Annotated in this window: 23 protein-coding genes and 2 tRNA genes; 8 read left to right on the top strand and 17 right to left on the bottom strand. The window is 71.2% G+C overall.

Annotation, left to right across the window (positions count from 1 at the left end):
- The first annotated feature begins 60 nt into the window (after positions 1-60).
- The 4 genes from H297_RS0126285 to pknB all read left to right on the top strand — a co-directional run bounded on the left by H297_RS0126285 (position 61) and on the right by pknB (position 6,783).
- Positions 61-1,710: a Stp1/IreP family PP2C-type Ser/Thr phosphatase gene (locus H297_RS0126285; protein WP_486589676.1), complete on the top strand. Its 1,650-nt coding sequence runs from the start codon at positions 61-63 to the stop codon at positions 1,708-1,710.
- 14 nt (positions 1,711-1,724) lie between these two features.
- Entirely contained in the window at positions 1,725-3,146 is a 1,422-nt protein-coding gene (locus tag H297_RS0126280) for an FtsW/RodA/SpoVE family cell cycle protein (protein ID WP_027739477.1), read from the top strand.
- A complete protein-coding gene (locus H297_RS0126275; protein WP_027739476.1) occupies positions 3,143-4,639 on the top strand; it encodes a peptidoglycan D,D-transpeptidase FtsI family protein in 1,497 nt (498 codons plus the stop codon). The genes H297_RS0126280 and H297_RS0126275 overlap by 4 nt, the downstream gene beginning before the upstream one ends.
- Before the next feature lie 179 nt (positions 4,640-4,818).
- Positions 4,819-6,783, top strand: a complete 1,965-nt coding sequence (gene pknB / locus H297_RS0126270) for a Stk1 family PASTA domain-containing Ser/Thr kinase (RefSeq protein WP_027739475.1) — start codon at positions 4,819-4,821, stop codon at positions 6,781-6,783.
- 70 nt (positions 6,784-6,853) lie between these two features.
- On the opposite strand, the gene H297_RS38555 is transcribed toward pknB, so the two are convergent.
- From H297_RS38555 to H297_RS0126240, 6 genes are all read right to left on the bottom strand, one after another.
- Complete coding sequence (locus H297_RS38555) at positions 6,854-7,513, bottom strand: class E sortase (RefSeq protein ID WP_027739474.1); 660 nt, start codon at positions 7,511-7,513, stop codon at positions 6,854-6,856.
- Between the two features lie 355 nt (positions 7,514-7,868).
- On the bottom strand, positions 7,869-9,374 hold the full coding sequence (locus H297_RS40830; protein WP_078514622.1) for a class E sortase: 1,506 nt from the start codon (positions 9,372-9,374) through the stop codon (positions 7,869-7,871).
- On the bottom strand, positions 9,371-10,078 hold the full coding sequence (locus tag H297_RS0126255; protein ID WP_027739473.1) for an aminodeoxychorismate/anthranilate synthase component II: 708 nt from the start codon (positions 10,076-10,078) through the stop codon (positions 9,371-9,373). The genes H297_RS40830 and H297_RS0126255 overlap by 4 nt, the downstream gene beginning before the upstream one ends.
- Positions 10,075-10,284, bottom strand: coding sequence for a hypothetical protein (locus H297_RS0126250; protein WP_027739472.1), 210 nt, complete (start codon positions 10,282-10,284; stop codon positions 10,075-10,077). Before H297_RS0126250 ends, H297_RS0126255 begins: the two co-directional genes overlap by 4 nt.
- 138 nt (positions 10,285-10,422) lie before the next feature.
- Positions 10,423-11,211, bottom strand: a complete 789-nt coding sequence (locus H297_RS0126245) for a class E sortase (RefSeq protein ID WP_027739471.1) — start codon at positions 11,209-11,211, stop codon at positions 10,423-10,425.
- A 47-nt stretch (positions 11,212-11,258) separates the two neighbouring features.
- Positions 11,259-11,996: a DUF881 domain-containing protein gene (locus tag H297_RS0126240; RefSeq protein ID WP_027739470.1), complete on the bottom strand. Its 738-nt coding sequence runs from the start codon at positions 11,994-11,996 to the stop codon at positions 11,259-11,261.
- Between the two features lie 101 nt (positions 11,997-12,097).
- Between H297_RS0126240 and crgA the strand changes: the two genes are divergently transcribed.
- The gene (gene crgA, locus H297_RS0126235) at positions 12,098-12,361 is read left to right on the top strand and encodes a cell division protein CrgA (RefSeq protein WP_027739469.1); all 264 of its coding nucleotides are present in this window, start codon (positions 12,098-12,100) and stop codon (positions 12,359-12,361) included.
- A gap of 208 nt (positions 12,362-12,569) precedes the next feature.
- Here the strand turns inward: crgA and H297_RS0126230 are convergent, their stop codons facing one another.
- Together H297_RS0126230 and H297_RS0126225 are read right to left on the bottom strand one after the other, a co-directional pair.
- Positions 12,570-13,580, bottom strand: a complete 1,011-nt coding sequence (locus H297_RS0126230; RefSeq protein WP_051352195.1) for a rhomboid family protein — start codon at positions 13,578-13,580, stop codon at positions 12,570-12,572.
- 105 nt (positions 13,581-13,685) lie between these two features.
- A complete protein-coding gene (locus tag H297_RS0126225; protein ID WP_027739467.1) occupies positions 13,686-14,213 on the bottom strand; it encodes a peptidylprolyl isomerase in 528 nt (175 codons plus the stop codon).
- Positions 14,214-14,414: 201 nt separating this feature from the next.
- Here H297_RS0126225 and H297_RS0126220 point away from each other — a divergent pair, with 201 nt between their 5' ends.
- Positions 14,415-15,179: a DUF5324 family protein gene (locus H297_RS0126220; RefSeq protein ID WP_027739466.1), complete on the top strand. Its 765-nt coding sequence runs from the start codon at positions 14,415-14,417 to the stop codon at positions 15,177-15,179.
- Between the two features lie 60 nt (positions 15,180-15,239).
- Here H297_RS0126220 and H297_RS38545 read toward each other — a convergent pair whose 3' ends face one another.
- Entirely contained in the window at positions 15,240-15,722 is a 483-nt protein-coding gene (locus H297_RS38545) for an anti-sigma factor antagonist (RefSeq protein ID WP_051352194.1), read from the bottom strand.
- Between the two features lie 480 nt (positions 15,723-16,202).
- Positions 16,203-16,275 (bottom strand) — tRNA-Ala (locus tag H297_RS0126210).
- A gap of 128 nt (positions 16,276-16,403) precedes the next feature.
- Here H297_RS0126210 and H297_RS0126205 point away from each other — a divergent pair.
- Positions 16,404-16,955, top strand: coding sequence for a DNA-binding protein (locus tag H297_RS0126205; RefSeq protein ID WP_027739464.1), 552 nt, complete (start codon positions 16,404-16,406; stop codon positions 16,953-16,955).
- Between the two features lie 53 nt (positions 16,956-17,008).
- The gene (locus tag H297_RS0126200; protein WP_027739463.1) at positions 17,009-18,328 is read left to right on the top strand and encodes a serine/threonine protein kinase; all 1,320 of its coding nucleotides are present in this window, start codon (positions 17,009-17,011) and stop codon (positions 18,326-18,328) included.
- A 690-nt stretch (positions 18,329-19,018) separates the two neighbouring features.
- Here the strand turns inward: H297_RS0126200 and H297_RS38540 are convergent.
- The 7 genes from H297_RS38540 to gyrA form a co-directional block, all read right to left on the bottom strand.
- Complete coding sequence (locus H297_RS38540; RefSeq protein ID WP_158693750.1) at positions 19,019-20,461, bottom strand: hypothetical protein; 1,443 nt, start codon at positions 20,459-20,461, stop codon at positions 19,019-19,021.
- Positions 20,462-20,768: 307 nt separating this feature from the next.
- Positions 20,769-20,903: a DLW-39 family protein gene (locus H297_RS42120; protein ID WP_212732741.1), complete on the bottom strand. Its 135-nt coding sequence runs from the start codon at positions 20,901-20,903 to the stop codon at positions 20,769-20,771.
- A 106-nt stretch (positions 20,904-21,009) separates the two neighbouring features.
- On the bottom strand, positions 21,010-22,212 hold the full coding sequence (locus tag H297_RS0126185) for a YihY/virulence factor BrkB family protein (RefSeq protein ID WP_027739462.1): 1,203 nt from the start codon (positions 22,210-22,212) through the stop codon (positions 21,010-21,012).
- Positions 22,213-22,361: 149 nt separating this feature from the next.
- The gene (locus H297_RS0126180) at positions 22,362-22,622 is read right to left on the bottom strand and encodes a hypothetical protein (protein ID WP_027739461.1); all 261 of its coding nucleotides are present in this window, start codon (positions 22,620-22,622) and stop codon (positions 22,362-22,364) included.
- A 232-nt stretch (positions 22,623-22,854) separates the two neighbouring features.
- Positions 22,855-22,928, bottom strand: a tRNA-Ile gene (locus H297_RS0126175).
- Between the two features lie 84 nt (positions 22,929-23,012).
- Positions 23,013-23,600, bottom strand: coding sequence for a DUF3566 domain-containing protein (locus H297_RS0126170; protein ID WP_027739460.1), 588 nt, complete (start codon positions 23,598-23,600; stop codon positions 23,013-23,015).
- Between the two features lie 44 nt (positions 23,601-23,644).
- Positions 23,645-26,266, bottom strand: a complete 2,622-nt coding sequence (gyrA, locus tag H297_RS0126165) for a DNA gyrase subunit A (RefSeq protein WP_027739459.1) — start codon at positions 26,264-26,266, stop codon at positions 23,645-23,647.
- Between the last annotated feature and the right edge of the window lie 75 nt (positions 26,267-26,341).

The raw sequence follows: 26,341 nt of genomic DNA, 5'->3' as shown, positions 1-26,341 counted from the left end.
CATGACGACCGGAGGGTGGGCACCGTGCGGATGTACCCGGAGCCGACGGGCGAGGTGCGCATGAGCCTGTCACTGCGCTTTGCCGCCGGATCACACGACGGCATGATCCGCGAGCACAACGAGGACTCCGGCTACGCCGGTCCCCGGCTGCTCGCGGTCGCCGACGGCATGGGCGGCCAGGCCGCCGGCGAGGTCGCCTCCTCCGAGGTGATCTCCGCGATGGTCCAGCTCGACGAGGACATCCCCGGCTCGGACATCCTCACCTCCCTCGGCACGACGGTGCAGCGCGCCAACGACCAGCTGCGGCTGATGGTCGAGGAGGACCCGCAGCTCGAGGGCATGGGAACGACGCTGACCGCGCTGCTGTGGACGGGCCAGCGCCTCGGCCTCGTCCACGTCGGCGACTCGCGCGCCTACCTGCTGCGCGAGGGTCAACTGACCCAGATCACGCAGGACCACACCTGGGTGCAGCGGCTGGTGGACGAGGGCCGCATCACCGAGGAGGAGGCCACCACCCACCCGCAGCGCTCCCTGCTGATGCGCGCGCTGGGCAGCGGTGACCACGTCGAGCCCGACCTGTCGATCCGCGAGGTGCGCGCCGGGGACCGCTATCTGCTGTGCTCGGACGGGCTGTCCGCCGTCGTCTCCCACCAGACGATCGAGGAGACGCTGGCCGGCTACCAGGGCCCGCAGGAGACCGTGCAGGCGCTGATCCAGTTGGCGCTGCGCGGCGGCGGCCCCGACAACATCACCTGCATCGTGGCCGATGTCCTGGACGTCGGCGCCATCAACGACGACGACACCCTGCACACGCAGCTCAACGACACCCCCGTCATCGTCGGCGCCGTGGCCGAGACGCAGCAGCCGCTGGGCAGCGGCAGCACCCCGGCCTCCCGCGCGGCCGAGCTGGGCCGCAGCCCGGCAGTGCCGCCGCAGGGGCAGCCGGGCGGCGCGGAGGGCTTCGGCCCGCCGCACGGCGACCCGGCCGCACCGGCGGGCTCCTTCGGCCCGTTCACCGACGAGGACTTCACCAAGCCCGGCAAGAGCGGCAAGGGCAGGTGGGTCAAGCGCTCGCTGTGGATCGTGCTGGCGCTGGCCGTGGTCGGCGGGGGGCTGTACGGCGGCTACCGCTGGACGCAGACCCAGTACTACGTCGGCGCCAACGGCGACCACGTCGCCCTCTACCGGGGCATCAACCAGGAGCTGGTCGGCGTCTCCCTGCACAAGGTCGACCAGGACCGCTCCGACATCGAACTCAAGTACCTGGCGAGCTTCCAGCGCAACCAGCTCAAGGAGACCATCGCCCTGAGCAGCCGCAGCGAGGCCAAGGACAAGCTCGCCGAGCTGGACGAGCAGGCCGAGGTCTGCCGCATCGTCGCCGACCGCGAGAAGCAGCCCGAGGATCACGACAAGGGCGGCAAGGGCGACAAGGACAGCAAGGACAAGAACGGCAAGTCCGGCGGCGACTCCGAGAAGCAGCGCAAGGACGAGCAGAACCTGCCCGGTGACGCCACCCGCGACGGGGGCGCCGGCAACGGCACCGCGGGAACCGGTGCGGGGAACACCGGCGCCGGCACCGCGACCCGCACCGCCTTCACCTCCGGCTCCACCAACGACGACACCACTGGCGCCGCCTCCGGCTCCCCGTCACCGAGCCCCAAGCTCACGGGGAAGCAGCAGGACCTGGCCAAGCAGTGCACCGCGCCGTAGGGGGCGGCACAGGCATGAGCAACCTCACCACCACCACGGGCAGCAACACCACCGTGTCCTCCGGCGGCCTGCCCAGCCGCCGGAACACCGAGCTGGCGATGCTGATCTTCGCCGTGCTGATCCCGGTCTTCGCCTACGCCAACGTGGGCCTGGCGATCAACGACAAGCTGCCCTCGGGCATGCTCGGTTACGGCTTCGGCATGGTGCTGCTGGCAGGTGTCGGACACCTGGTGGTGCGCCGGTACGCGCCCTACGCGGACCCGCTGCTGCTGCCGCTGGCCACGCTGCTCAACGGGCTCGGACTGGTGATCATCTGGCGGCTGGACCAGTCGGAGCGGCTGCACCAGCGCGCCGAGTACCTCTTCGGCTCCTTCACCCCGGACGCGCCCAAGCAGCTCATGTACTCGGCGATCGGGCTGGCGCTGTTCGTGGCGATCCTGCTGTTCCTCAAGGACCACCGGGTACTCCAGCGCTACACCTACATCTCGATGGCCGTGGGCCTGGTGCTGCTGGTCCTGCCGGTGTTCTTCTCCCCGGTCAACGGCGCCCGGATCTGGGTCAACCTCGGCCCCGTCCACCTCCAGCCCGGTGAGTTCGTCAAGATCATCATCGCGATCTTCTTCGCGGGCTACCTGATGGTGAAGCGGGACGCGCTCGCCCTGGCCTCCCGCCGCTTCATGGGGCTGTACCTGCCCCGCGGACGCGACCTGGGGCCGATCCTGGTCATCTGGGCGCTCAGCCTGATGATCCTGGTCTTCGAGACCGACCTGGGCACCTCGCTGCTCTTCTTCGGTCTCTTCGTGATCATGCTGTACGTCGCGACCGAGCGCACCAGCTGGATCGTCTTCGGCCTGCTGCTGTCGGCCGGCGGCGCCACCGTCGTGGCCACGTTCGAGCCGCACGTCCAGGACCGTGTCCAGGCCTGGCTGCACCCCTTCGCCGAGAAGACGATGGCGCAGAGCGACCAGATCGCCCAGGCCCTGTGGGCGTTCGGCTCCGGCGGGGTGCTCGGCACCGGCTGGGGCCAGGGCAACTCCGACCTGATCGGCTTCGCCGCCAACTCCGACTTCATCCTCGCCACGGTCGGCGAGGAGATGGGCCTGACGGGCATGATGGCCGTCCTGCTGCTCTACGGGCTGATCGTCGAGCGCGGCGTCCGTACGGCGCTGGCCGCACGCGACCCGTTCGGCAAGCTGCTGGCCGTCGGCCTCTCCGGCGCCTTCGGGCTCCAGGTCTTCGTCGTCGCCGGCGGCGTGATGGGGCTGATCCCGCTGACCGGTATGACCATGCCGTTCCTCGCCTCCGGCGGCTCGTCCGTGATCGCCAACTGGATGCTGGTCGGCATCCTCATCCGCATCAGCGACACCGCCCGCCGCCCCGCGCCCGCCCCGGCCCCCTCACCCGACGCCGAGATGACACAGGTGGTCCGCCCGTGAACAAGCCCCTGCGCCGGATCGCGATCTTCTGCGGTCTGCTGGTGATGGCCCTGCTGGTGAGGACGAACTGGGTCCAGTTCGTCCAGGCCGACGAGCTCAAGAACGACACGAAGAACCGACGGGTCTCCATCGCGCGGTACGCCCAGCCGCGCGGCAACATCGTCGTGGACGGCAAGTCGGTCACCGGCTCGGCGGCCACCGACGGCACCGACTTCAAGTACAAGCGCACCTACAAGGACGGCCAGATGTGGGCGCCGGTCACCGGCTACGCCTCACAGGCGTTCGGCGCCAGCCAGTTGGAGAAGCTGTACGACCCGATCCTCACCGGCGACGACGACCGGCTGTTCTTCAACCGGACCATCGACATGATCACCGGTAAGCCGCAGAAGGGCGGCAACGTCGTCACCACGCTGAACGCCAAGGCGCAGAAGGCGGCCTACGACGGGCTCGGGGACAAGAAGGGCGCGGTCGCCGCGATCGACCCGAGCACGGGCGCCATCCTGGCCCTGGCCAACAAGCCGTCCTACGACCCGTCCGCCTTCGCCGGGAACAGCAAGAAGGACAGCAACGCCTGGACCGCGCTGCAGAAGAAGAGCGACGACAGCGACCCGATGCTCAACCGGGCGCTGCGCCAGACCTATCCGCCGGGCTCCACGTTCAAGGTCGTCACCGCCGCCGCCGGGCTGGAGAGCGGCAACTACGACGTCGACTCCAAGACCGACTCGCCCGACCCCTACCGGCTGCCGGGCACGCAGAAGGACCTCGGCAACGAGGGCAACATCCCGCAGTGCAAGAACGCCAGCATCCGGGTGGCCCTCCAGTGGTCCTGCAACACCGTGTTCGCCAAGATGTCCGACGAGATCAGCAACAAGGGCATGATCGAGGAAGCCGAGAAGTTCGGCTTCAAGCAGGGCATCGAGGGCGAGGGCGGCCCGATGGACCCGGATCTGGAAACGCCGGTGCGCCCCGCCAAGAGCGTCTACCCGAAGGACACCCCTCCGCAGAACGCGCAGGCGGGCATCGGTCAGGCCTCCAACCGCGCGACGCCGCTGCAGATGGCGATGGTCGCCTCGGCCGTGGCCAACGACGGCAAGCTGATGAAGCCCTACATGATGGACAAGCTGGTCGCGCCCAACCTCAACACCGTCGAGCAGACCAAGCCGAAGGAGTTGAGCCAGCCCGTCTCCTCCGAGAACGCGCAGAAGCTCCAGTCGGCGATGGAGACGGTGGTCGAGAAGGGCACCGGAACCGCGGGCAAGATCCCGGGCGTCACCGTGGGTGGCAAGACCGGTACCGCCCAGCACGGTGAGGACAACAAGGACAACCCGTACGCCTGGTTCATCTCGTACGCGAAGACGAGTGACGGATCTCCCGTCGCCGTCGCTGTAGTGGTGGAGAGTTCCAACACACTCCGCGACGACATCGCGGGCGGCAAGCTGGCCGCCCCGATCGCGAAGAGCGTGATGGAAGCCGTCCTCGACGAGAAGCGGTGACACCGACCAGCAGCATGAGGTGAGCCCGGTCACCACGGCCACACCAGGCGCGCAACCTGTGGCGGGTACCGTATGCCGAGCAGCACACCGCCGTGTCGCAAGCCTGGGGCACCGTCCGGCCGAAGGCTGGGGGGAGTTCCACGCGCCGCGGCACGGAAGACCGGAGAGGGCTGGAGACTATGGAAGAGCCGCGTCGCCTAGGCGGCCGGTACGAGCTGGGCTCGGTGCTCGGCCGGGGAGGCATGGCCGAGGTCTACCTCGCCCAGGACACCCGGCTGGGGCGCACGGTCGCGGTCAAGACGCTCCGCGTCGACCTGGCCCGCGATCCCTCGTTCCAGGCCCGTTTCCGCCGTGAGGCCCAGTCGGCCGCCTCGCTCAACCACCCGGCGATCGTCGCCGTCTACGACACCGGCGAGGACTACGTCGACGGGGTCTCCATCCCGTACATCGTCATGGAATACGTGGACGGCTCCACCCTGCGGGAGCTGCTGCACTCCGGGCGCAAGCTGCTGCCCGAGCGCTCCATGGAGATGACCACCGGCATCCTCCAGGCCCTGGAGTACAGCCACCGCAACGGCATCGTCCACCGCGACATCAAACCCGCCAACGTCATGCTGACCCGCACCGGCCAGGTGAAGGTCATGGACTTCGGCATCGCCCGCGCCATGGGCGACTCGGGCATGACGATGACGCAGACGGCCGCCGTCATCGGTACGGCGCAGTACCTCTCCCCGGAGCAGGCCAAGGGCGAGGCCGTCGACTCCCGCTCCGACCTCTACTCCACCGGCTGCCTGCTGTACGAACTGCTGACGGTACGCCCCCCCTTCGTCGGGGACTCCCCCGTCGCCGTCGCCTACCAGCACGTACGGGAGGAGCCGCAGCCGCCCAGCGCCTTCGACCCCGAGATCACGCCCGCCATGGACGCGATCGTGATGAAGGCGCTCGTCAAGGACCCGGACTACCGCTACCAGAGCGCCGATGAGATGCGGGCCGACATCGAGGCCTGCCTCGACGGCCAGCCCGTCGCCGCCACCGCGATGGCCGGCGGCTACGGCGGCTACCCCGAGGACCAGCCGACCACGGCGCTGCACGCGCAGGAGCCGCAGACCTCCATGCTGCCGCCGATGCGCCCGGAGGACGGCGGTTATTACGACGAGCAGCGCGGGCGCCGCAAGGGCAAGAACCCGCTGTCGACGATCCTGCTGGCGCTCGCCGTGATCCTCGTGCTGGTCGGCGCGATCTTCATCGGCAAGGCGCTGATCGGCTCGCCCGACAACAATCCGGAAGTGCCGGACGTCGCGGGGCTCTCCGCCTCCGAGGCCACCCAGCAGTTGGAGAACTCCGGGCTCAAGGCCGACAAGGGCCAGAGCGAGTGGTGCGACCAGAAGAAGGGCACCGTCTGCAAGACGGATCCCGCCGGTGGCAAGAAGGTCGACCCCGACACCTCCGTCACCCTCATCATGTCCAAGGGCCCGCAGGACCAGGCGCCCCGCGAGGTGCCCGACGTCAAGGGTGAGGTCTTCGCCGACGCCAAGCAGAAGCTCAGCGAGGCGGGCTTCAAGGTCGGCAAGAAGCAGCAGGAGTCCCAGCAGTCGGCCGGCACCGTGCTGTCCCAGGACCCGAGCGGCGGCGAGAAGCGCAAGAAGGGCACCAAGGTGACCCTCACGGTCGCCACCGAATCCCGGCCGACCGTGCCCAACGTCGTCGACCAGCCCTTCGACAAGGCCAAGCAGCAGCTCGAATCGCTCGGCTTCAAGGTCTCCAAGTCCGAGGAGGAGGACGAGACCAAGTCCGCGGGCACGGTGCTGCGCCAGGACCCCGGCGGCAGCACCAAGCAGGCCGAGGGCACCACGGTGAGCCTGACCGTCGCCAAGGCGCCCGACGACCAGCCGGCCACCGTGCCCGACGTCACCAACCAGAAGCTGGGTGACGCCAAGTCGGCGCTCTCGGACGCCGGGTTCACCGTGGACAAGGTGACGGGCCCGCAGGACGACGACGCGATCGTCGTCGGCACCAGTCCGTCCGCCAACTCGCAGGGCAAGAAGGGCGACAAGGTCACCGTGATGACCCGCCCGGGCGGCCCGGGCGAGGGGGACGACGGGGGCGACGACGGCGGGATCATCGGCGGTTGGGGCCGCCACTGAGCGGCCGCGCTCGCGCCGCCGGGTCACACCCCGTCACGCCGCAGGAGCTGCGCACGGCCGCCGTGTGCGGTCAGCGCAGTTCCTCGGGGGGCGTACGGTCCTCGTCGACGTCCTCGGTGCGGACCAGTTCGCCCCACACGACGTAGCGGTACTTCGAGGTGTAGACGGGCGTGCAGGTCGTCAGCGTGATGTAGCGGCCCCGCTCCTTGCGGCCCGAGCCCTCGGGTACCGCGTCGAGCACGTCCACGTTGTACTTCGACGTCTGCGGCAGGGTCTTGAAGACCTTGTACACGTACCAGGTGTTCTTCGTCTCGAAGACGACCGCGTCACCCTTGTGGACCTTGTCGATGTCGTGGAACTTCGCGCCGTGCCCGTCGCGGTGCGCGGCGAGGGAGAAGTTGCCCGACTGGTCCTGCGGCAGGGCCGACCTGGTGGGCTTCGTGTAGTAGCCCGCGATGCCCTGGTTCAGCTCCTTGGGATCGGTGCCCTTCTTGACCAGCACGTCCTTCTCCGACATCGACGGCACGTGCAGGAAGCCGATGCCGTCGCGGGTGTCCAGGTTTCCGGGCCCGCGGTCGGCGGCCCAGTGCTCGCGCACCCGGTCGCCCTCCTTCCTGGCATGCCGGTCCGCGAGGACGTTGGTCCACCACAGCGAGTAGACGACGAACAGGGCGAGCACCAGGCCCGCGGTGATCAGGAGCTCTCCGAACACCCCCACCGCGGCAGCCACCCTTCCCCTCCGCCGCTCTCCGCCCTCCGCGGGGACCGCGGCCTCGCAGTCGGACTCCTGGGCGGAGTCGGCAGCCGCGGAGCCGGACTTCTGCGCGGAGTCGGCAGCCTCGGAGCCGGGCTCCTGGGCGGAGCCTTCGGCCCCCGAGCCGGTATCCTTCGCGGGGTCGGCCGGTGGGGTGGGGCCGGGAAGCCGGGCGGAGTCCGGGGTGGAGCCCTCGGCGGGCCCCCCGCGATCCGCGGTCGGCCCCGCGGACTCCCGCTTGCTGTCGGTCACTTGTGCCGCCTCCGCCGCTCCGCCGCCGTATCGCTGGTTCCCCCCAGGGCGCACTGCCGGGCGCCGCCACCGACGGCTGTCAGTCGACGAGCGCGTCGGGCTTGCCCTTGCTGCGGGGACGTTCGTCCACCATTTTGCCCCAGACGATCAGACGGTACTTGGATGTGAACTCCGGGGTGCACGTGGTCAGCGTGACGTAGCGTCCGGGCTCCGTGAACCCCGACTTGGGCGGAACCGGATCGATCACCCCCGTGTCCGAAGGGGACGTGGACGGCAGTTGCCGCGTGACCCGGTAGGTGTAGTACTTCGACTGGGTCTCCACCACGACGACGTCGCCCGTCTGGAGCCGGTTGATGTAGCGGAACGGCTCGCCGTGGGTGTTGCGGTGCCCGGCGAGGGCGAAGTTGCCCTTCGCGTCCCAGGGCATCGCCGTCTTCAGCGGTGCCTTGTCGTAGTGGCCCACCATCCCCTTGTCCAGCACCTGCGTCTTGGAGACGCCCTGGGCGATCGGCGCGGTGATGCCGATCTTCGGAAGGTGGATGACGGCGAAGCCCTCGCCCGGCTTGAAGGCTCCGGGCCTGCGCTCCGGGTCGATGCCCTTGCCCGGCTTGTGCTTGTCCCACTGCGCGTGCAGCTTGTCCGTGGCACCGCCCGCCTGCTGGTCGGCCCGGAAGTTCGTCCACCACAACTGGTAGGCCACGAAGAGCAGCATCAGCACGCCACAGGTGATGAAGACCTCGCCGATGGCGCGGCTGGCGATGATGCCGGGACCCGGCTTGAGGGCCCGTGCAGCCCTGCGGGCCTCCAACCGTGAGGGGCCGGGCGGACGCTCGGTCCGCACCACCGCCGCCACCGCCGCCGCGGCCTCCCGCCGGCGCGGCGAGCGGAGCTTGAGGGTGCTGGGCCCTTCCTCCCCCGGCCCGGGCACGGTACGCGCGGTCTGCGGCGCTGCCGCCTCCCGCACGGGGGCCTGCGCGGGCGCGGGCTCGGGCTCGGTCACCGGTGCCGCGTACTGCTGCGGCCCCTGGGCCTGCTGCCGGTACGTCGGGTCCGCCTCGTGCGACTGCTGCGCCGCGTACGCCTCCGCGCCGTACGCCGGGGCCTCGTACACCGGTCGCCCGTGCCCCGGTTGGTTCCCGTACGCCTGCGGCGTCGGCTGAGGCTCCGGCTTCCCGGCCTCGTGCCGGGGCTCCTGCGGGTCGGCCCCGAACCACCAGGACGGCGCCTCGTGGTCCACGCCGGCCGCATCCGCCCCGTGGTACGACGCCGGAGCGCTCCCGGGCCCGTACGACGCCGCCGCGGGCCCGCGCGCGGTGACGGGCTCCTGTCCGGGAAGAGGGTCCTGCATGGCTGCCGTGGGCGCGGCGCCCTGCCCGGGTGCGGGGGCGGAGCGCTGGCCCGGCAGGGGGTCGTTGAGCGGGTCGGCGAGGGCGTCGATGGCCGCCCGGTACGGGTCGTACCCGGTGTCGTGGCCCGGCTCGTGTCCGGCGTCGCGGCCGGGCTCGTGCCCCGACCCCGCGTGGCCGTACCGTTCCCCGGACCGCGCCCGACCGCCCCCGGCGCCCTCGCCGTGGCCGGTCGTCACCCGGTGACCGTCCCCAGCCCGGCGGCCCGCGGCACCCCCGTCAGCCCCTGGGACCGCTCCACGGCGTCGGTGTCGCCGCACTGCACCAGCCAGTTGGCCAGCATCAGGTGGCCCCATTCGGTGAGGACCGACTCGGGGTGGAACTGGACCCCTTCGACGGGGAGTTCGCGGTGGCGTACGCCCATCACCAGGTCGCCGCCGTCGACGACCTCGCCGCCGGGGGCGGTCCAGGCGGTGACCTCCAGCTCGTCCGGCACCGTGCCGGGGCGTACGGCCAGCGAGTGGTAGCGGGTGGCGGTGAAGGGGGAGGGCAGGCCGGCGAAGACGCCCTCGCCCCGGTGGGAGACGACGGAGGTCTTGCCGTGCAGCAGTTCCGGCGCCCTGTCGACGACGCCGCCGTAGGCGACGGCCATCGACTGCATGCCCAGGCAGACACCGAAGACGGGCAGCCCGCGCTCGGCGCAGTGCCGCACCATGTCGATGCAGACTCCGGCTTCCTCGGGTGCGCCGGGGCCGGGGGAGAGCAGCACACCGTCGAAGGCGCCCTCCCGGCCCCCGTGCGCGGAGGCGGCACCCGCGACGTGCCGGGGCTCGACCTCGTCGTTGCGGACGACCTCGCAGGTGGCGCCGAGCTGATAGAGGTACTGGACGAGGTTGAAGACGAAGCTGTCGTAGTTGTCGACGACCAGTACGCGGGCGCTCATGCCACGCCTCCCAGCGGGGTGGTGACAAAGCTGCCGAACGGTTCCGCGGCGCCGTCGACCGTCACGTCGTTGAACGGCAGCAGCGGCTCCGCCCACGGGAAGACGTACTGGAACAACAGAAAGACGACGCCGGCCACCAGCGCCGCCGAAATCAGTGTGCGCACGTACACGTTGCCCGGCAGATGCCGCCAGATCCAGCCGTACATACCGCGATGTCGTCCTCTCTCCTCCCGCGCTGCGCCGGTGTCCGCTTCCGTCGCGTCTTACGCGTTCCCCCGCGTCCGTCCGGCCCGCGCCTGTGGGCCCACCCCAGAGTACGGCGTCAGGGTACGGCCTCGGGGGGCTCACCGGGTGAGCGCCTCCGGCTTCCCCTCGGACGCCGGCCGCGTCGCGTCCAGCCGCCCCCAGGAGATCAGCCGGTGGCTGCTTCCCCACTCCGGGTCACAGGTCGTGAGGGTGAGGTACCGACCGGGCCGGTCGAAGGGCGTGGCCTGCGCGTCGACCGGGTCGGGTACCGCGTCGAGGACCCCGGTGTCGCCGGGCAGCGTGCGGTAGGGACGCGTGGTGACCGTGTACGTGTACCAGGTGGCGCCGTCGTTGACGACGACGTGGTCGCCGGGGCGCAGCCGGGGGAAGTCCTTGAACGGGTCGCCGTAGGTGCGGCGGTGCCCGGCGACGGCGAAGTTTCCCTTCGCCCCGGGGTACGCGCTGCGCGTGTAGTGGCCCAGCCCCTTGCGGAGCGTGGTCGTCGCGGTGTTCTCCAGCACGGGCTTGGACCAGTCCTTGCCGAAGCGCGGGATGTACATGACGGCGAAGGAGGCTCCGCCGCGGTGGTCGGCCGAAGCTGCCGTCCCCGTCTCCCGGCCGACGCTGTCGCCGCTGTCGCCGCCGGCCAGGCCGTTCTCCCGCCCGCCGTCCGCCGGTCCGTCGCGGTCGGCCCCCTGCCCGCTCCGGCCGCCGTGGTGCACCGGACCCGCGGCCCACTGCCTGTGCAGGCGGGCGATCTCGTCGTCCGAGGCGCTGTCGGCCCGTAACCCGGTCCAGTAGAGGAGGTAGGCGACGAACAGCACGATCAGCACGCCGACGGTGATGCACAGTTCGCTGAGGCTCCGTACGACCACCCGTAACGCCACGCGCCCTCACTCCCCACCGCCTGCCGGGGCCCCCGCCCCCGGCGGCCTCAGTCCACGGGCTCGGCCTGCCGGAGATCCACTGTGCCGGAGTAACCCGGAAGAGTCATCGCCTTGTGCTCCTCGACTTTCCAGCCGAGGCCGTAGGCGTCCACGTATTCGAGGTAGTTGCGGATGGCGGGCGCGGAGCGGAGCGCCTTGTGCAGCTTCTCCCGGTCCCCGACGGCGCTGACGGTGTACGGCGGCGAGTAGACGCGGCCCTGCAGGATGAGGGTGTTGCCGACGCAGCGCACGGCGCTGGTGGAGATCAGCCGCTGGTCCATCACCTTGATGCCCTTGGCACCGCCCTTCCACAGGGCGTTGACGACGGCTTGCAGGTCCTGCTGGTGGATGACCAGGTCGTTGGGCTCGGGGTCGGGCAGCCCGGGGACCTTCGCCGTGGCGTTGCCGGGAGCGTCGTCGAGGGTGACGGTCAGGCCCTCGCCCTTCTCCTTGCGCAGACCGGCGCCTTGTTCGAGGGAGTCCAGCTCGCGGTCCTCACCCTTGGTGCTGCCGTCGTCACGGCGGGCGAGGTTGTCGACCTGGCGCCGCAGGCCGGCGGCCTGGTTGTCGAGCTGGGCGTTCTGCCGGCTGCGTTCCTGAATGAGGTCGCTCAGCCGTAGCATCGAGGAGTCGCTGCGCAGGTTCGTGCCTTGCGCGGTGTTGAAACTGATCCAGAAGATGAGGCCTGCCAGGGCGAACACGCCTATGGCGGCCAGCCGGGCAGGCCGGAGATGGAATCTGGTCACCGTACCCTGGTCTCCCTCCGCCCTGGGAAAGCACTACGCTAACGGACCACGTCCCCGTGGGCCGTACGGCGGTCAGCAGCGCATCGACAGGAGAGTCTCTCGTGCCGAAGTCACGTATCCGAAAGAAAGCGGACTTCACGCCCCCGCCGGAGAAGAAGGCCACCACCATCGATCTCCGTGGCGGCGGTGGCCGCCGGTGGGTGGCGCCACTGATGCTGGCGATGTTCGGCATCGGCCTGGCCTGGATCGTGGTGTTCTACGTCACAAGCAGCAGGCTGCCCGTCGAGGCTCTCGGCAACTGGAACATCGTCGTCGGTTTCGGCTTCATCGCGACCGGCTTCGTGGTCTCCACCCAGTGGAAATAAGAGTTATCCACAGGCTGATCCACAGCCTTGGATAACTCACAAGATCTGTGGATAACTTTCCGGGTGTTGACGCCGATGTGACCGGACGGGTCACGCACGAAGACCCGTTCGGCCAGTAATCCCAAGGGAAACGCACACCTGACCGAAAACTCGGACGGGTGTGCCACACCGTACACAAGATCCGCACACGCTGTGGAAAACTCGGGGCTCAGGTGAGCTGGAGCGTACGCACCACGAGCAGCACGGCGATCACGACCAGCAGCAGTGCCGCCGTCCCGTACTGCACCAGCGCCCGCCGCTTCCGGCCCCCGTCCGGCAGGTGTCCCCAGCGGGGCGTGTGCACCATCGCGTACGCCAGCACCAGGCCCGCCACCAGGCCGCCGACGTGCGCCTCCCAGGCGATGTTCTTCCAGGTGAAGGTGAAGACCAGGTTGATCGCCAGCAGGACGAGAATCGGCCGCATGTCGTACCGCAGCCGCCGCATCAGCACCGCCGTGGCCCCGAACAGGCCGAAGACCGCACCGGAGGCCCCCAGCGAGGCCTGCTGCGGAGACGCCAGCAGATAGGTGACCGCGCCACCGCCGAGCCCGGAGACCAGATACAGGGTCAGGAAGCGGGCCCGCCCCAGCGCCGCCTCCAGCGGCGGCCCCAGGAACCACAGCCCCAGCATGTTCATGAGGATGTGCCAGATCTCCTGGTGCAGGAACATCGAGGTCAGCAGCCGGTACCACTGCCCCTCGGCCACGCCCTCCAGCGGCCCGTACGGCTCCGTCACCGCCTGCCCGAACAGCAACAGCTTGTCCAGCAGCCGGTTGCCCACCGCCTGCACCGCGATGAAGAGGGCCACGTTGATGCCGATCAGCACCTTGGTGACCAGCTTCGGATCGGCCGTCACCGTGCCGCCGGCGATGGTGCGCGGCCGGTTCGCCCCCGGACCGTGCCCGGTGCCCGAGCCCGTCCGGACGCACTCCGGGCACTGGAAGCCCACCGAGGCCGGCACCATGCACTGCGGGCAGATCGGCCGCTCGCACCGCACGCACGAGATACCGGTCTCCTGGTCGGGGTGCCGGTAGCAGTGCCGGACCGCCTTTTGGTCGGCCCCGTCCCGAGGCCCCGCCGCGTTTCCGGGCTCCGCACCGCCGTCGGGGGCCGCACCGCCCTTGGGCTGTTCATCCCGCTCCGCCCCGCCCCCGGGCTGTCCGTCCTGCGCCACGCTCACCCCTCCAGTGTCCCCCACACACGATCCCGCCCGCCCTGAATACGCACAGGCGGAACCGTACGTTCCCGGCTCGCTCTCTCCCGTCCGGGGCTCCGCCGTCCGGGACTACCCGCGCTCGATCACCACGGAGTCGACCACCACGTCCTGAACCGGGCGCTCCGTGCGCGGGTTGACGCGGGTGCCCCCGATGGCGTCCACCACCTTCTTGCCGGCCTCGTCGGCGACCTCGCCGAAAATGGTGCGCTGCCCCGTCAGCCACGTGGCCGGGGCCAGTGTGACGAAGAACTGCGAGCCGTTGGTGCCCGGGCCCGCGTTGGCCATGGCCAGCAGATAGGGCTTGGTGAAGGCCAGGTCCGGATGGATCTCGTCGTCGAACGCGTACCCCGGGCCGCCGGTGCCGTTGCCCAGCGGGTCGCCCCCCTGGATCATGAAGCCGCTGATGACCCGGTGGAAGACGGTGCCGTCGTACAGCCGGTCCGAGGTCCGTTCCCCGGTGGCCGGGTGCGTCCACTCGCGGGAACCCTCGGCGAGCTCGACGAAGTTCCGGACGGTGACGGGGGCCTCGTTCGGGAAGAGCCGGAGCCGGATGTCGCCTTGGCTGGTCCGTACAGTGGCGAAGAGCTGCTCGGCCACGTTCTACCTTCCCGTCCGTCTGCGTCGGCTTCCCCGATCCTCCCACGGACTTCGTGGACACAGGCTGACCCGGATGCCGTCTCGTGGGTACCCGGTAGCGGACTGCCAGGCATGATCTTGGAAAGGGGTGGAAAAACGACTTCCTGTCCTCCGTTTTCGGAGAGACTGCCCCACGTCATGAGCCACCGAAGAGGAGGAACCGTGACCGCCAAGGAAAGCGTGCGCGCCGCGACCGGCACCACCAAGGAGAACGTGCGCCACGCAGCGGAGGTGGTGAAGCCCCACGCCGGCCAGGCCAAGGACACCGCCGCGCGCTACGCACAGGAAGCCGGCGCGCGCCTGGGGCCCAAGGTCGCCAAGGCCGCCGAGCAGGCTCGGCACACCGCACGCGAAGGATACGAGCAGTACGTCGGCCCCCGGGTCGCCCAGGCATGGGACGCCCTCCCGGACGAGGTCGACAAGGCCGCGGGCCGGGCCGCCAAGCGCACCCGCAAGGCAGCCCGCAAGGCGGCCGACTACGCCGGACCGCGCCTCGAGAACGCGGTGACGGACGTGCGCGTCGCCACCGCACCGGCGCGTGAGGAGGCGCTGCAGCGCGGTGCCGCCGCGGTGGCCGCGCTGCGCGGTCAGGTGACGGCCGAGGAGATCGAGAAGCTCTCGCGCCGTCGCCGCCGGCGCTCCCGCACCGGCCGGTTCGTCTGGCGCGCGGGCCTCGTCGGCCTGATCGCGGGCGGCGCCTATGCCGCCTGGCGCTGGTGGGACCGGCAGGCGAACCCGGACTGGCTGGTCGAGCCGCCGGCCGCCACGGAGGTGGGTGACCGGGCACCGCTGACCAGCGTGAACGGTTCGCCGGCCGCCGACAGCGGGGAGAGCAGGCTGGACCCTGAGGTGCAGGCCAAGCAGGACAGGCAGGACAAACAGGACATGAAGGACAAGGCCGAGGCCGACGAGCGCCGGGAGAAGTGACCGCAGGAGCCGGGCGGCCGCGCGGTCGCCGACGCCGACGGGAAGGGGCGGGAGACCTGGTCAGGTCTCCCGCCCCTGGGCCTGTCCGGCCCCGGTGTCCGCACCGGCCGCGGTGTGCCGTCCGCTCCCGGCGTCCCGCCCGGTCCTGGTGTCCGGGAACGCCGGCACCGGGTCGAGGGTGTCGGTCAGCCCGGTGATCCGCAGCAGCCGCAGCACCCGCTCGTCGGTGCACACGAGCGTGAACACCCCACCGCCGGCCAGCACCCGGGCGCGGATGTCCACCAGGAGGGCCAGCCCGCTGCAGTCGATGAACGTCACGGGCCGCAGGTCGGCGACGAGCCGGGGAGTGGGCGTGGCGGTCAGCGCGTAGAGCTGCGGGGTGGTGGCCACCACGACGGCGAGATCGATCTCCCCGCACAGCTCCACCACGGTCGTACCGCCCCCGCTGCCGCCCCCGGCGCGACAGCGCACCGTGCCGCTGGGGATCTCTTCCCCGTGAGCGCACGTCAGCGCGCCGGCGCTCTCGTCGCTGTGCGGTGCCATCGGTGCCCTCACGTATGACCTTGTGACCGTAGGAGTCCGGGAAATCGGCCCGTAAGCATAGGCAGCGTCCCTGTGGGTGGCGCTGCGCCACCCCCGGACCATCACTCGATCGAGTGTAAAACCCTCGAACCGCTTGCAAGTTGACGACGTACGACTTCACCGCCCCCTGGAGCAGCGCCCGTTACGGCGCCGCCCGCAACCGCCCGGAGCCACCCGGCTGTGCTCAGGGCAGCAGGAGCTGCAAGAACACCTGACGGGGTTCCGGGCGCGACCGGTCCTCCCTCCTTCCCCGTCGCCAGTGCGTCACCGGGTACCGACCGGCCGCCCGGGGTCCTGCCGCCCGACGCACCGGGCACCGGCGTACCCCCGGGATACCCCCGCGGTCCCAGGCGCCCGGGGCCCCGCCCCCGAGGCGTCCGCGCGCCCACGCGAAAAAGCTCCCCCGCCCGCGTTTCCGCAGGTCGGGGGAGCTTCTCGACGTGGAGCCAAGGGGAGTCGAACCCCTGACATCTGCCATGCAAAGACAGCGCTCTACCAACTGAGCTATGGCCCCGTCCGCACCAGGATACTGGCTTCCGCGCTGTCCTTCCGACCGGGTATCGCCCGCGCCCCCTCCCGTCCGTAGGATGCACGGCAAGTTCGCGCGAGCGAAGTGACACAGGGGAGCCCAGGGGAGACCTCATGGACGCAGCAGCACAGGACCCGACAGCGAAGGCGCGCGAGCTGCAGAGCCAGTGGTACGGCGAGCCGTTGGGCACTCTCTTCCGCAAGCTGATCGACGACCTCGGCCTCAACCAGGCCCGCCTCGCCACGGTGCTCGGACTGTCCGCCCCTATGCTTTCGCAGCTCATGAGCGGGCAGCGCGCAAAGATCGGCAACCCGGCGGTCGTGCAGCGCGTCCAGGCCCTCCAGGAGCTGGCCTCCGAGGTGTCCCGCGGCGACATCAGCGCGGCGGATGCCACCAGCCGCATGGACGAGATCCGCCGTACGGCAGGCGGCAGCGTGCTGAACACCGCCGCGCAGGCCGTCTCCCCCGGCGCCTCGCAGACCCCCGTCAAGCGCGTCGTGAGGGAGATCCAGGCCCTGCTGCGCTCCGTCTCCGACGCCGCGGACATCATCGAGGCCGCGAACACGCTCGCTCCCTCCCACCCCGAACTGGCAGAGTTCCTCCGGGTCTACGGCGCGGGCCGCACCTCGGACGCCGTCAAGCACTACGAGGCGCACCAGAGCTGACGAGTCCGAGCTGACCAGCAGCACACCAGAGCGCATCAGGGGGACGCGGCACCATGGGTGAGATCTTCGCCGGCAGGTACGAGCTGATCGATCCGATCGGACGGGGCGGCGTCGGCATGGTGTGGCGCGCATGGGACCACCGCCGACGGCGGTACGTGGCCGCCAAGGTGCTCCAGCAGTCCGACGCGCACACGCTGCTGCGCTTCGTGCGGGAGCAGGCCCTGCGGATCGACCACCCGCATGTGCTGGCCCCGGCGAGCTGGGCGGCCGACGACGAGAAGGTCCTGTTCACCATGGACCTGGTCAAGGGCGGCTCGCTGGCCCATCTGATCGCCGACTGGGGGCCGTTGCCTCCCTCCTTCGCGTGCATCCTGCTCGACCAGTTGCTGTCCGGTCTGGCGGCCGTGCACGCCGAGGACGTGGTGCACCGCGACATCAAGCCCGCCAACATCCTGCTGGAGCCCACCGGGCCGGGCAGGCCCCATCTGCGGCTGTCGGACTTCGGCATCTCCGTACGCAAGGGCGACCCGCGGCTGACCGAGACCAACTTCGTGGTGGGAACGCCGGGCTGGTTCGCTCCGGAGCAGATGCTGGAGGGCGAGGTCGACTTCCCCTCCGACCTGTACGCGGTCGGCCTGGTGGGGCTCTTCCTGCTGACCGGGGAGAGGCCCGACTCCCAGCAGCTCTTCGAGGCGTACCGGCACGGGGTTCCGGACGCCCCCGAGCGGGTGCCCGAGCCGCTGTGGCAGGTGTTGGGGCAGCTGCTGCAGCCCGACCCGGCGGCCCGGTTCAGGACCGCCACCGGCACCCGTAAGGCGCTGGCGAGCGCGGCGCAGCTATTGGACGGCGGCGCGCCGGACGAGCAGCGGTCGGTCGAGGTGGCCGACCATCTCGGGCCGCTGCCCGAGGGGTTCGGTCCGGACGGCCCGCTGCGGCCCTCCGCCGGGGTCGCCGGCGGCCCGGGGGCCGCTCCCGGGGCGCCGCCCCCGCCCGCCGCCTCGGCCACCGGCAGCTTCCACCTGCAACCTCCGGCGCAGGGCCCGGGGAACTCACCGCAGATGCCGTCGCAGCCGCCGGGCACGCCCCCGACGGCCGCGTCCCCGCACGCACCGACCGCCACGGCGGCGACCGGAGCGACCGGAGCAACACAGCCGTATCCGTACGGTCCGGAGGCGGACGTCACCCGCACCCAGCTCGGCCCGGCGCACCCGCCCGCGTCCGCACCCGGCACCCCACCGGGCCCCGCGCCGGGCATGGCGCCCAAGCCCACCGGACGGCGCCCCGGCCCGCCCCTGAAGGTCGCGGTCCCGATGCTCGCCGTGGCAGTGCTCTGCCTGGTCGTAGGCGTCTGGGCCCTGACCGCCTCCGCCTGACCGCACCACGCGCCCCCGGAAAGCGCCCCGACCCGGCCGCCTCCACCAAGACGGGCCGCCCGGCCCCGAGTACAGCCACCTTTGCCGAACGCGGCAGCCCAGCCCCCGGAAGCACCGCTGTACAACCGCCTCCGCCCGTGCAGGCCGCCAGCCCGGAAAGCACCACGCACAACCGCCTCCGCCCGTGCAGGCCGCCAGCCCGGAAAGCACCACGCACACCCGCCTCCGCCGGACGCGGCAGCCCAGCCCCGCGGAAAGCCCCCGCACGGCAACTGCCGCCAGAACGGACTGCCCAGCCCCGGGAGGGCGCCACTGCACGGCCGCCTCCGCCCGTGCAGGCCGCCAGCGGGAAAAGCACCACGCACGGCCGCCTCCGCCGGACGCGGCAGCCCAGCCCCGCGGAAAGCCCCCGCACGGCAACTGCCGCCGGAACGGACTGCCCAGCCCCGGGAGGGCGCCACTGCACGGCCGCCTCCGCCGGAGCGGGCCGACCAGCCCCGAGAACCCCCGCGCGCGGCGACCGCCGCCGGAGCGCACCGCTCGAACCGGCGGAGACCGCATACAGCCGCCTCCGCCGGAGCGGGCCGCTCAGCCACGGGGGCCGCCACGGGGCCGCTGCCGCCAGCGCACCGCTCGGCCCGCGGAGGCCGCACAGGGGCCGCCGCACACGGGCCGACGGACCGGAGTCGCTCAGCCCTGGGGAGGGCCGCCGTAGGGCTGGTGCGGCTGCGTGTACGGCTGTGTCGGCTCCTGCCGGGGCAGGGGCGTACCCGGGGTGCCGGGCTGCCGTGGCGGCCAGGGGCCGGCGCCGCCGGTCGCGGCGGGCGCCGTCCGGCGGCGGGCGATCAGCGTCCAGGCGGCCAGCACGGCGACGAGGCCCGCGCCGGTGCCGATCCCGGACCAGCCGACGGTGCGCAGCGTGGCGTTGGTCTCGGCCTCGACCTCGGTGAGGCCCTTCGCCGCCATGTCGCGGTCCTCGTCGCTGACGCCGAACCCCGCGGCCTTCGCGTCCCCGTCGTACTTCGGGCCGGGCCCGGGCGTGCCCTTGACCGCGACGCGCAGCGTGACGGGGGTGCCCTTGGGGAAGCCCTGCGCCATCTCGGGGCCCGCGGTGACGGCCACGTAGTACCAGCCGGCGAACCGTGTGGCGGAGGCGTCGTCGGCGTACCGGTTCTCGTAGCGGACGGGGTTGGTGTACCGGTCGAAGTCGGCGCCCCCGCCGTCGTAGCTCTGGAACTCCTCGGAGTCGTAGAGGGGGCCGCGCGCGGGGTTGTAGAGGTTCAGCCGGAAGCCGTTGGAGACGTAGCGGGTCGACCCGTCCTTCTTCGCGGTGGAGTTGGGCACCTCCATGCGCGCGTAGAGCCGCTGGTTCCAGTCGACGGGGACCCGGAACCACCGGGTCTCGCCCGCCTGGAGGCGGTCCTTCCAGACACCTTTGCCGACGGCCCGCGCGTCGTTGAATCCGGTGCCGCCCTCGACGGCCTTGGCGGTGCCGGAGGGCGGGGTGGGGCGGGTGTTGTTGTCGTCGGTCTCCTCGTCCGTGCCCGGCCTCGGCTCGGGGATGCTCCCCTTGAGGCCGGGCTCGGTCATCACGGACAGCTCCAGCGGCCAGGCGGACGGGTCGGAGGAGCTGCCCTCCTTGCGGACGACGTGGATGAGGTACGGCCCCTTCTCGCGGCAGGAGTCGTCGTCGGTGTCACCGATGAGCCGGGCCGCGTAGGCGGTCACGGGGAAGGCGGTGTCGCCGGCGATGCTCGCGTCGTCCTCACCGCAGGAGACGTCGTCGGTGTTCTCCAGCGTGACCTCGACACCGTCGTCGTAGGTGACCTTGGTGCCCGGCCCGGGGGCGAGGGTGGCGGCGACGTGCACGTCGGAGGAGTCGTCCAGGTCCAGGGCGTAGTACTTCTCCTGGCCCGCCTTGATGCGGTCCGTGAACAGCCCGTTCCCCACCGTGGGGGCGTCCGAGCTGCTGGCGGTGCCGCTGACGCTCTTGGCGTCCTGCGCAGTCGCGTACGGGTGCGGCTTCTCCGCGGCCCAGACGTGCGGCGCCGCCAGGCCGACGGCGCTCGCGCCGGCACACAGCGCTGCCAGGAGCCCGCCCGTCCGCCGCCAGGTCCCCCTGCTCCGTCTCACCACGTCCCCACCCTCTGTGCCGTTTGTCACCTGCCGAGGCCGCTCCCCGGCCACTGCTCTGTTGTCACGTACGGCGGCTCGCCACCGGTTCCCGCGGCCGTCTCCTTACCGTGCCCGCCCGCAACCCTGCCCGCCAGGGGCCACGTAGGCCGGGACCGGGCCCGTCGGACCGTCCCGAGGCGTCCCGCGTGCCTCCCCGCCGGGCCGGGCGGCGGCGGACGGCGGCGGACGACCGGCGGACGACGAGGCCCCGGCCGCCCGTGGCGGCCGGGGCCTGGAAGTCGTCGGGGTTCGCTGACCGCCGGGCTCACACACCCGAACCTGCGGGCACGGAGTCGGTCGCCTCCGTCCACAGGTCCTGCTCGGCGCGGTCCGCCTGGATCTGGCGGTACACGAGGAGACCGCCGACGGCGGCCAGGGCGACCAGGAGAAGCTTCTTCACCGCGCTACCTCGTCCTTCATAGACGTTGGGACCTTCCTGGCGGCCGATGATACCCAACAGCCTGTGCGAACCGAGCGGTCGGCCCGGGCGGGGTGCCGACGCGCCGTCAAGCCGTGCGGGAGCGCTTCTTGCGCTTGGTGCGTGACCGCTCCCGCAGCTGGAGCTCGCGCTCCGCCCCCGGGACGCCCTCGGCGAGCTGCCGGCCGCGTTCGCGTTCCGCGTTGAACTCGGCGCCCAGCAGGATCGCCAGGTTCGTCAGCCACAGCCAGACCAGGAAGACCACGATCCCGCCCAGCGTCCCGTACGTCTTGTTGTACGAGCCGAAGTTGGCCACGTAGAAGGCGAATCCGACCGACGCGACGATCCAGACGAGCAGCGCCAGCACGGCGCCGGGCAGCACCGAGGGGAAGCCGCGCAGTTTGGCGTTGGGGGAGGCGTAGTAGAGCACGGCGATGATCAGGACGACGATGAGCACCATGACCGGCCACTTGGCCCAGTTCCACGCGGTGACCGCCGCGTCGCCCACTCCGAGCGCGTCCCCGGCCTTCTTCGCCAGCGGCCCGCTGACCACCAGCCCCACCAGCACCACTGCCTGCAGCAGCACCGCGATCAGCGTGACCAGCAGTTGCACGGGGCGCAGCGTGAAGAAGGAGCGGCCCTCCTCCACCTCGTAGATCACGTTCGAGGCGCGGATGAAGGCGCCGACGTATCCGGAGGCCGTCCACAGGGCGCCCAGTGCGCCGACGATCAGCAGGGCGGCCGGCGTTCCGGAGCCGGACGCCATGGACTCGATGGGTTTCTGGAACGTGTCCACGGCTGAGGACGGGCCGATCGAGCTGACCAGGTCGGTCAGCGTGCTGACGATCTTCTTCGGGCTCATCACCAGGCTGACCAGGGAGATCAGCGCGATGAGGGCGGGGAAGATCGACAGTACGGAGTAGTAGGTGAGCGCGGCGGCCGTGTCGGAGAGGTTGTCCTCCTTGAACTCGGCCATCGTGCGCTTCAGCGTCTGCCCGAGGCCCCCGCTGCGCTGGTGCGCCGGTCCCTCGGGCCGCCGCCCGGAGGTCTTCTCGCGGCGTTCCCCGGCGGCGGGTGCGGCTGCCGGCCGGTCGGCGCGGTCCGATGCGGCCCCCGCGGGCTCCCCCGGGGTGCCGCTGCCGTCGGGCGCGCCGGTGCCGTCCGGCGGGCCGGTGCCTCCGGGTGCGTCCGACTGCCGCGGACCCGGCTGCTGCGCCGGTCCCCCGGGCGCGGACTCGGGGCCCTGGGAGGCGGGCCCGTACCCCTCGGGCCCGGGCTCGGGGCTGGTCATCGCAGTACTCCGCTCGCCGAGGAGACGCCGGCTGCCCGGCGTCCGGACGCGGTACCAGTACCAGGCCGCCCCGGGGGGCAAACGTCAGCGCGGCGCCGCACGCAGGCCGGCGGCGCCGCGAGCAGCTGAGCGACCGCGGGGCCCGGACGTCAGCGGTCGGTTCCCCGCCCGTGCCGGTACGCCGAGCCCAGCCACGGCCCGGCGTACCGCTCCAGCGTCGCGTCCGCGCTCGTACGGGCGGTGAGGGGGCCGGCGAACGCGCCCTGCACGACGGACGTGCGGTCGTTGTCGGACGCGTTCACGCTGCCGCCCGGCGCATCGGCGGCGGCGCCGCCCGCGGCTGTCAGGGGGAGAACACCGGCCACCGCAACGGCAGTCGCGACGGCACTGAGCAGGGCGGCAGGACGCATGGTCACTCCTCGGACACGGGGGGGATGTGGAGAAAGACTGACCGAAGGAGTGACCGGAGCGCCGGGTGCCCACGCCCGGGCGCGCCCGTTCCACCCGATGAGCGCACTGTCCTCCACCCGTCGGAACCGTCCCCGCCACAGCACCGCCCCACGCCCCGCGAAGAAGACAGAAAAGGGCCCGGCACCTCGTGCGAGGTGCCGGGCCCTTTTCTGTCGTGCAACTTTTTGCCGGTGCGGCTACCAGGACTTGAACCTGGGGCCTCTTCCTTATCAGGGAAGCGCTCTAACCGTCTGAGCTATAGCCGCGCGCTGCACCGAAAGATTAGCGCACTCCAGGCCGTGCTCCCAAATCCGTTTCCCGGCCGCCCGCAGGGGCGGAGCGGGAGGTGCTCACTCGTCCTCCGCGAGGGTCAGCTCGACGCCACCGACGAACCCCGCGGACAGGTTGTAGATGAAGGCCCCCAGTGTGGCCAGCGCGGTGGCCAGCACCACGTTGATCAGCGCGATGAGCGAGGTGAAGACCAGTACGCGGGGCAGCGAGAGGAAGGTCTCCAGGTCGAAGCCGCTGCTGCCGTCGGCACTGGTGGCCTCGCTGACGGTGCCGCCCAGGGTGGAGAAGACCCCCATCGCGTCCATCACCATCCACAGCACTGCCACCGCCACCACGGTGCACACCCCGAGTGCCACGGCCAGCAGGAAGCTGACCTTCATCACCGACCAGGGATCGGCCTTGGCCACCCGCAGCCGGGCCTTGCGTGTCCGCGGCACCGTGCGTGCCCCGGTGCGGGGCTTGCGCACGGCACCGGCCTGCTGCCCGACCGCCCCGGTCTGCCCCTCCGCCGCATCGGGGGAGGGGTAGGCCTGGGGCGGCCGGTGCGGCTGCTGCTCGGGCTGGGGCTGGGGTTGCGCCGGGGACGGTGGCTTGGCCTTCGGCTGAGGCTGCGGTTGCGCCTTCGGCTGAGGCTGAGCACCACTCACGCCCTGCTCCTCGTCTTCGTCGTCCTGGCCGGTGCCAGGTCGTCTCAGTCGTTACCGGTCTGCTCGGAGCCGGGCGCGTCCTGCTGCACCCCCTCCTCGGGGTCGTCCACCGCGGCGTCCACTTCCTCGGCCTCACGGCCGGCCTCGGCGTTGCGTGCCACGCCGACGACCGCGTCCCTCTTGCCCAGGTTGATCAGTTGGACGCCCATGGTGTCACGGCCCGTCTCCCGCACCCCGCTGACCCGCGTGCGGATCACGCCGCCGCCGAGGGTGATGGCGAGGATCTCGTCGGTCTCCTCGACCACCAGCGCCCCCACCAGTTCGCCCCGGTCCTCCACGATCTTCGCGGCCTTGATGCCGAGTCCGCCACGGCCCTGGACGCGGTAGTCGTCCACAGCTGTGCGCTTCGCGTACCCGCCATCGGTGGCCGTGAAGACGAACGTACCCGCCCGCACGACATTCATCGAGAGCAGTTCGTCCTCCTCGCGGAAACTCATGCCCTTGACACCGGAGGTGGCACGGCCCATCGGGCGCAGCGACTCGTCGGTCGCGGTGAAGCGGATCGACTGCGCCTTCTTGCTGACCAGCAGCAGGTCGTCCTCGGGGGAGACGAGTTCGGCGCCGATCAGCTCGTCGTCGCGGCCGTCGTCCATCTGGCGCAGGTTGATGGCGATGACGCCCCCGGAGCGGGGCGAGTCGTAGTCCTTGAGCGGGGTCTTCTTCACCAGCCCGGACTTGGTGGCCAGCACCAGGTAGGGGACGGCCTCGTAGTCGCGGATGGCCAGGATCTCGGCGATCTGCTCGTCCGGCTGGAACGCCAGCAGGTTGGCCACGTGCTGACCGCGCGCATCCCGCCCGGCGTCCGGCAGTTCGTAGGCCTTGGCCCGGTAGACGCGGCCCTTGTTGGTGAAGAACAGCAGCCAGTGGTGGGTGGTGGAGACGAAGAAGTGGTCGACGATGTCGTCCTCCTTCAGCTTCGTCCCCCGCACGCCCTTGCCGCCGCGCTTCTGGGCGCGGTAGTCGTCGGTCTTGGTGCGCTTGACGTAGCCGCCACGGGTGATGGTGACGACGATGTCCTCCTCGGCGATCAGGTCCTCGATGGACATGTCGCCCTCGAAGGGGATCAGCTTGCTGCGCCGGTCGTCGCCGAACTTGTCGACGATCTGCCGCAGCTCCTCGCCGATGATCTGGCGCTGCCGCTCGGGAGAGGCCAGGATCGCGTTGTACTCGTCGATCTTCGCCTGGAGCTCGTCGTGCTCGGCAGTGATCTTCTGCCGCTCCAGGGCCGCCAGCCGGCGCAGCTGCATCTCCAGGATCGCGTTGGCCTGGATCTCGTCGATCGTCAGCAGGTCCATCAGGCCGCCGCGGGCGTCCTCGACGGTCTGGCTGCGCCGGATCAGCGCGATGACCTCGTCGATGGCGTCCAGCGCCTTGAGCAGGCCGCGCAGGATGTGGGCCCGCTCCTCCGCCTTGCGCAGCCTGAAGCGGGTACGGCGTACGACGACGTCGATCTGGTGGGCCACCCAGTGCCGGATGAAGGCGTCCAGCGACAGCGTGCGCGGCACGCCCTCGACCAGGGCCAGCATGTTGGCACCGAAGTTGGTCTGCAGATCGGTGTGCTTGTACAGGTTGTTGAGGACGACCTTGGCGACCGCGTCCCGCTTGAGGACGATCACCAGGCGCTGTCCGGTGCGCGAGGACGTCTCGTCCCGGACGTCGGCGATGCCGCCGATCCGGCCGTCCTTGACCAGATCGGCGATCTTGAGCGCCAGGTTGTCCGGGTTGACCTGGTAGGGCAGCTCGGTGACGACCAGGCACTGGCGGCCCTGGATCTCCTCGACCTCCACCACGGCCCGCATCGTGATCGAGCCGCGCCCGGTGCGGTACGCCTCCTCGATGCCGCTGCGGCCCACCACCAGCGCACCGCTGGGGAAGTCGGGGCCCTTGATGCGCTCGATGAGGGCGTCCAGCAGCTCCTCGTTCGAGGCCTCGGGGTGGTCCAGATACCACTGCGCACCCGCCGCGACCTCGCGCAGGTTGTGCGGCGGAATGTTGGTGGCCATGCCGACGGCGATCCCGGCGGAGCCGTTGACCAGCAGGTTGGGGAAGCGCGCCGGCAGGACCGTCGGCTCCTGGTTGCGGCCGTCGTAGTTGTCCTGGAAGTCGACGGTCTCCTCGTCGATGTCCCGGAGCATCTCCATGGCCAGCGGCGCCATCTTGCACTCGGTGTACCGCATGGCCGCGGCCGGGTCGTTGCCCGGCGAGCCGAAGTTGCCGTTGGAGTCCACCAGCGGCATCCGCATCGACCACGGCTGCGCCAGCCGCACCAGCGCGTCGTAGATCGAGGTGTCACCGTGCGGGTGGTAGGTGCCCATGACGTCGCCGACGACGCGGGCGCACTTGTAGAAGCCCTTCTCGGGGCGGTAGCCGCCGTCGTACATCGCGTACAGCACCCGGCGGTGCACCGGCTTGAGGCCGTCGCGGATGTCGGGCAGCGCGCGGCTCACGATGACGCTCATCGCGTAGTCGAGGTAGGAGCGCTGCATCTCCGTTTCGAGGGCGACGGGCTCGACGCGGGCACCGGCCTCGGTGTCGACCAGCGCGCTGTCGGGCGCGGGCGCGTTCTCGGGCGTCGGCTCGGGGGTGGTGGGGGTCTCGTCGGCCATGGCTGAAGATCAAGTCCTTCTCTGTGTGCGGCGCGCTTCGGGCACCCCCGCCCGCGGCGGGCGGGGGTGGGCCGA

It is taken from the genome of Streptomyces sp. CNT360 (genome assembly GCF_000424785.1).
The sequence above is the reverse complement of the archived record's forward strand: the minus strand, read 5'-3'. Positions and strand labels throughout refer to the sequence as shown.

Coding starts and splice junctions, on each gene's coding strand:
- H297_RS0126285 (WP_486589676.1), top strand. CDS start 61: ATGAGCCTGTCACTGCGCTTTGCCGCCGGATCACACGACGGCATGATC.
- H297_RS0126280 (WP_027739477.1), top strand. CDS start 1,725: ATGAGCAACCTCACCACCACCACGGGCAGCAACACCACCGTGTCCTCC.
- pknB (WP_027739475.1), top strand. CDS start 4,819: ATGGAAGAGCCGCGTCGCCTAGGCGGCCGGTACGAGCTGGGCTCGGTG.
- H297_RS0126255 (WP_027739473.1), bottom strand. CDS start 10,078: ATGAGCGCCCGCGTACTGGTCGTCGACAACTACGACAGCTTCGTCTTC.
- H297_RS0126250 (WP_027739472.1), bottom strand. CDS start 10,284: ATGTACGGCTGGATCTGGCGGCATCTGCCGGGCAACGTGTACGTGCGC.
- H297_RS38545 (WP_051352194.1), bottom strand. CDS start 15,722: ATGGCACCGCACAGCGACGAGAGCGCCGGCGCGCTGACGTGCGCTCAC.
- H297_RS0126205 (WP_027739464.1), top strand. CDS start 16,404: ATGGACGCAGCAGCACAGGACCCGACAGCGAAGGCGCGCGAGCTGCAG.
- H297_RS0126200 (WP_027739463.1), top strand. CDS start 17,009: ATGGGTGAGATCTTCGCCGGCAGGTACGAGCTGATCGATCCGATCGGA.
- H297_RS0126185 (WP_027739462.1), bottom strand. CDS start 22,212: ATGACCAGCCCCGAGCCCGGGCCCGAGGGGTACGGGCCCGCCTCCCAG.
- H297_RS0126180 (WP_027739461.1), bottom strand. CDS start 22,622: ATGCGTCCTGCCGCCCTGCTCAGTGCCGTCGCGACTGCCGTTGCGGTG.
- gyrA (WP_027739459.1), bottom strand. CDS start 26,266: ATGGCCGACGAGACCCCCACCACCCCCGAGCCGACGCCCGAGAACGCG.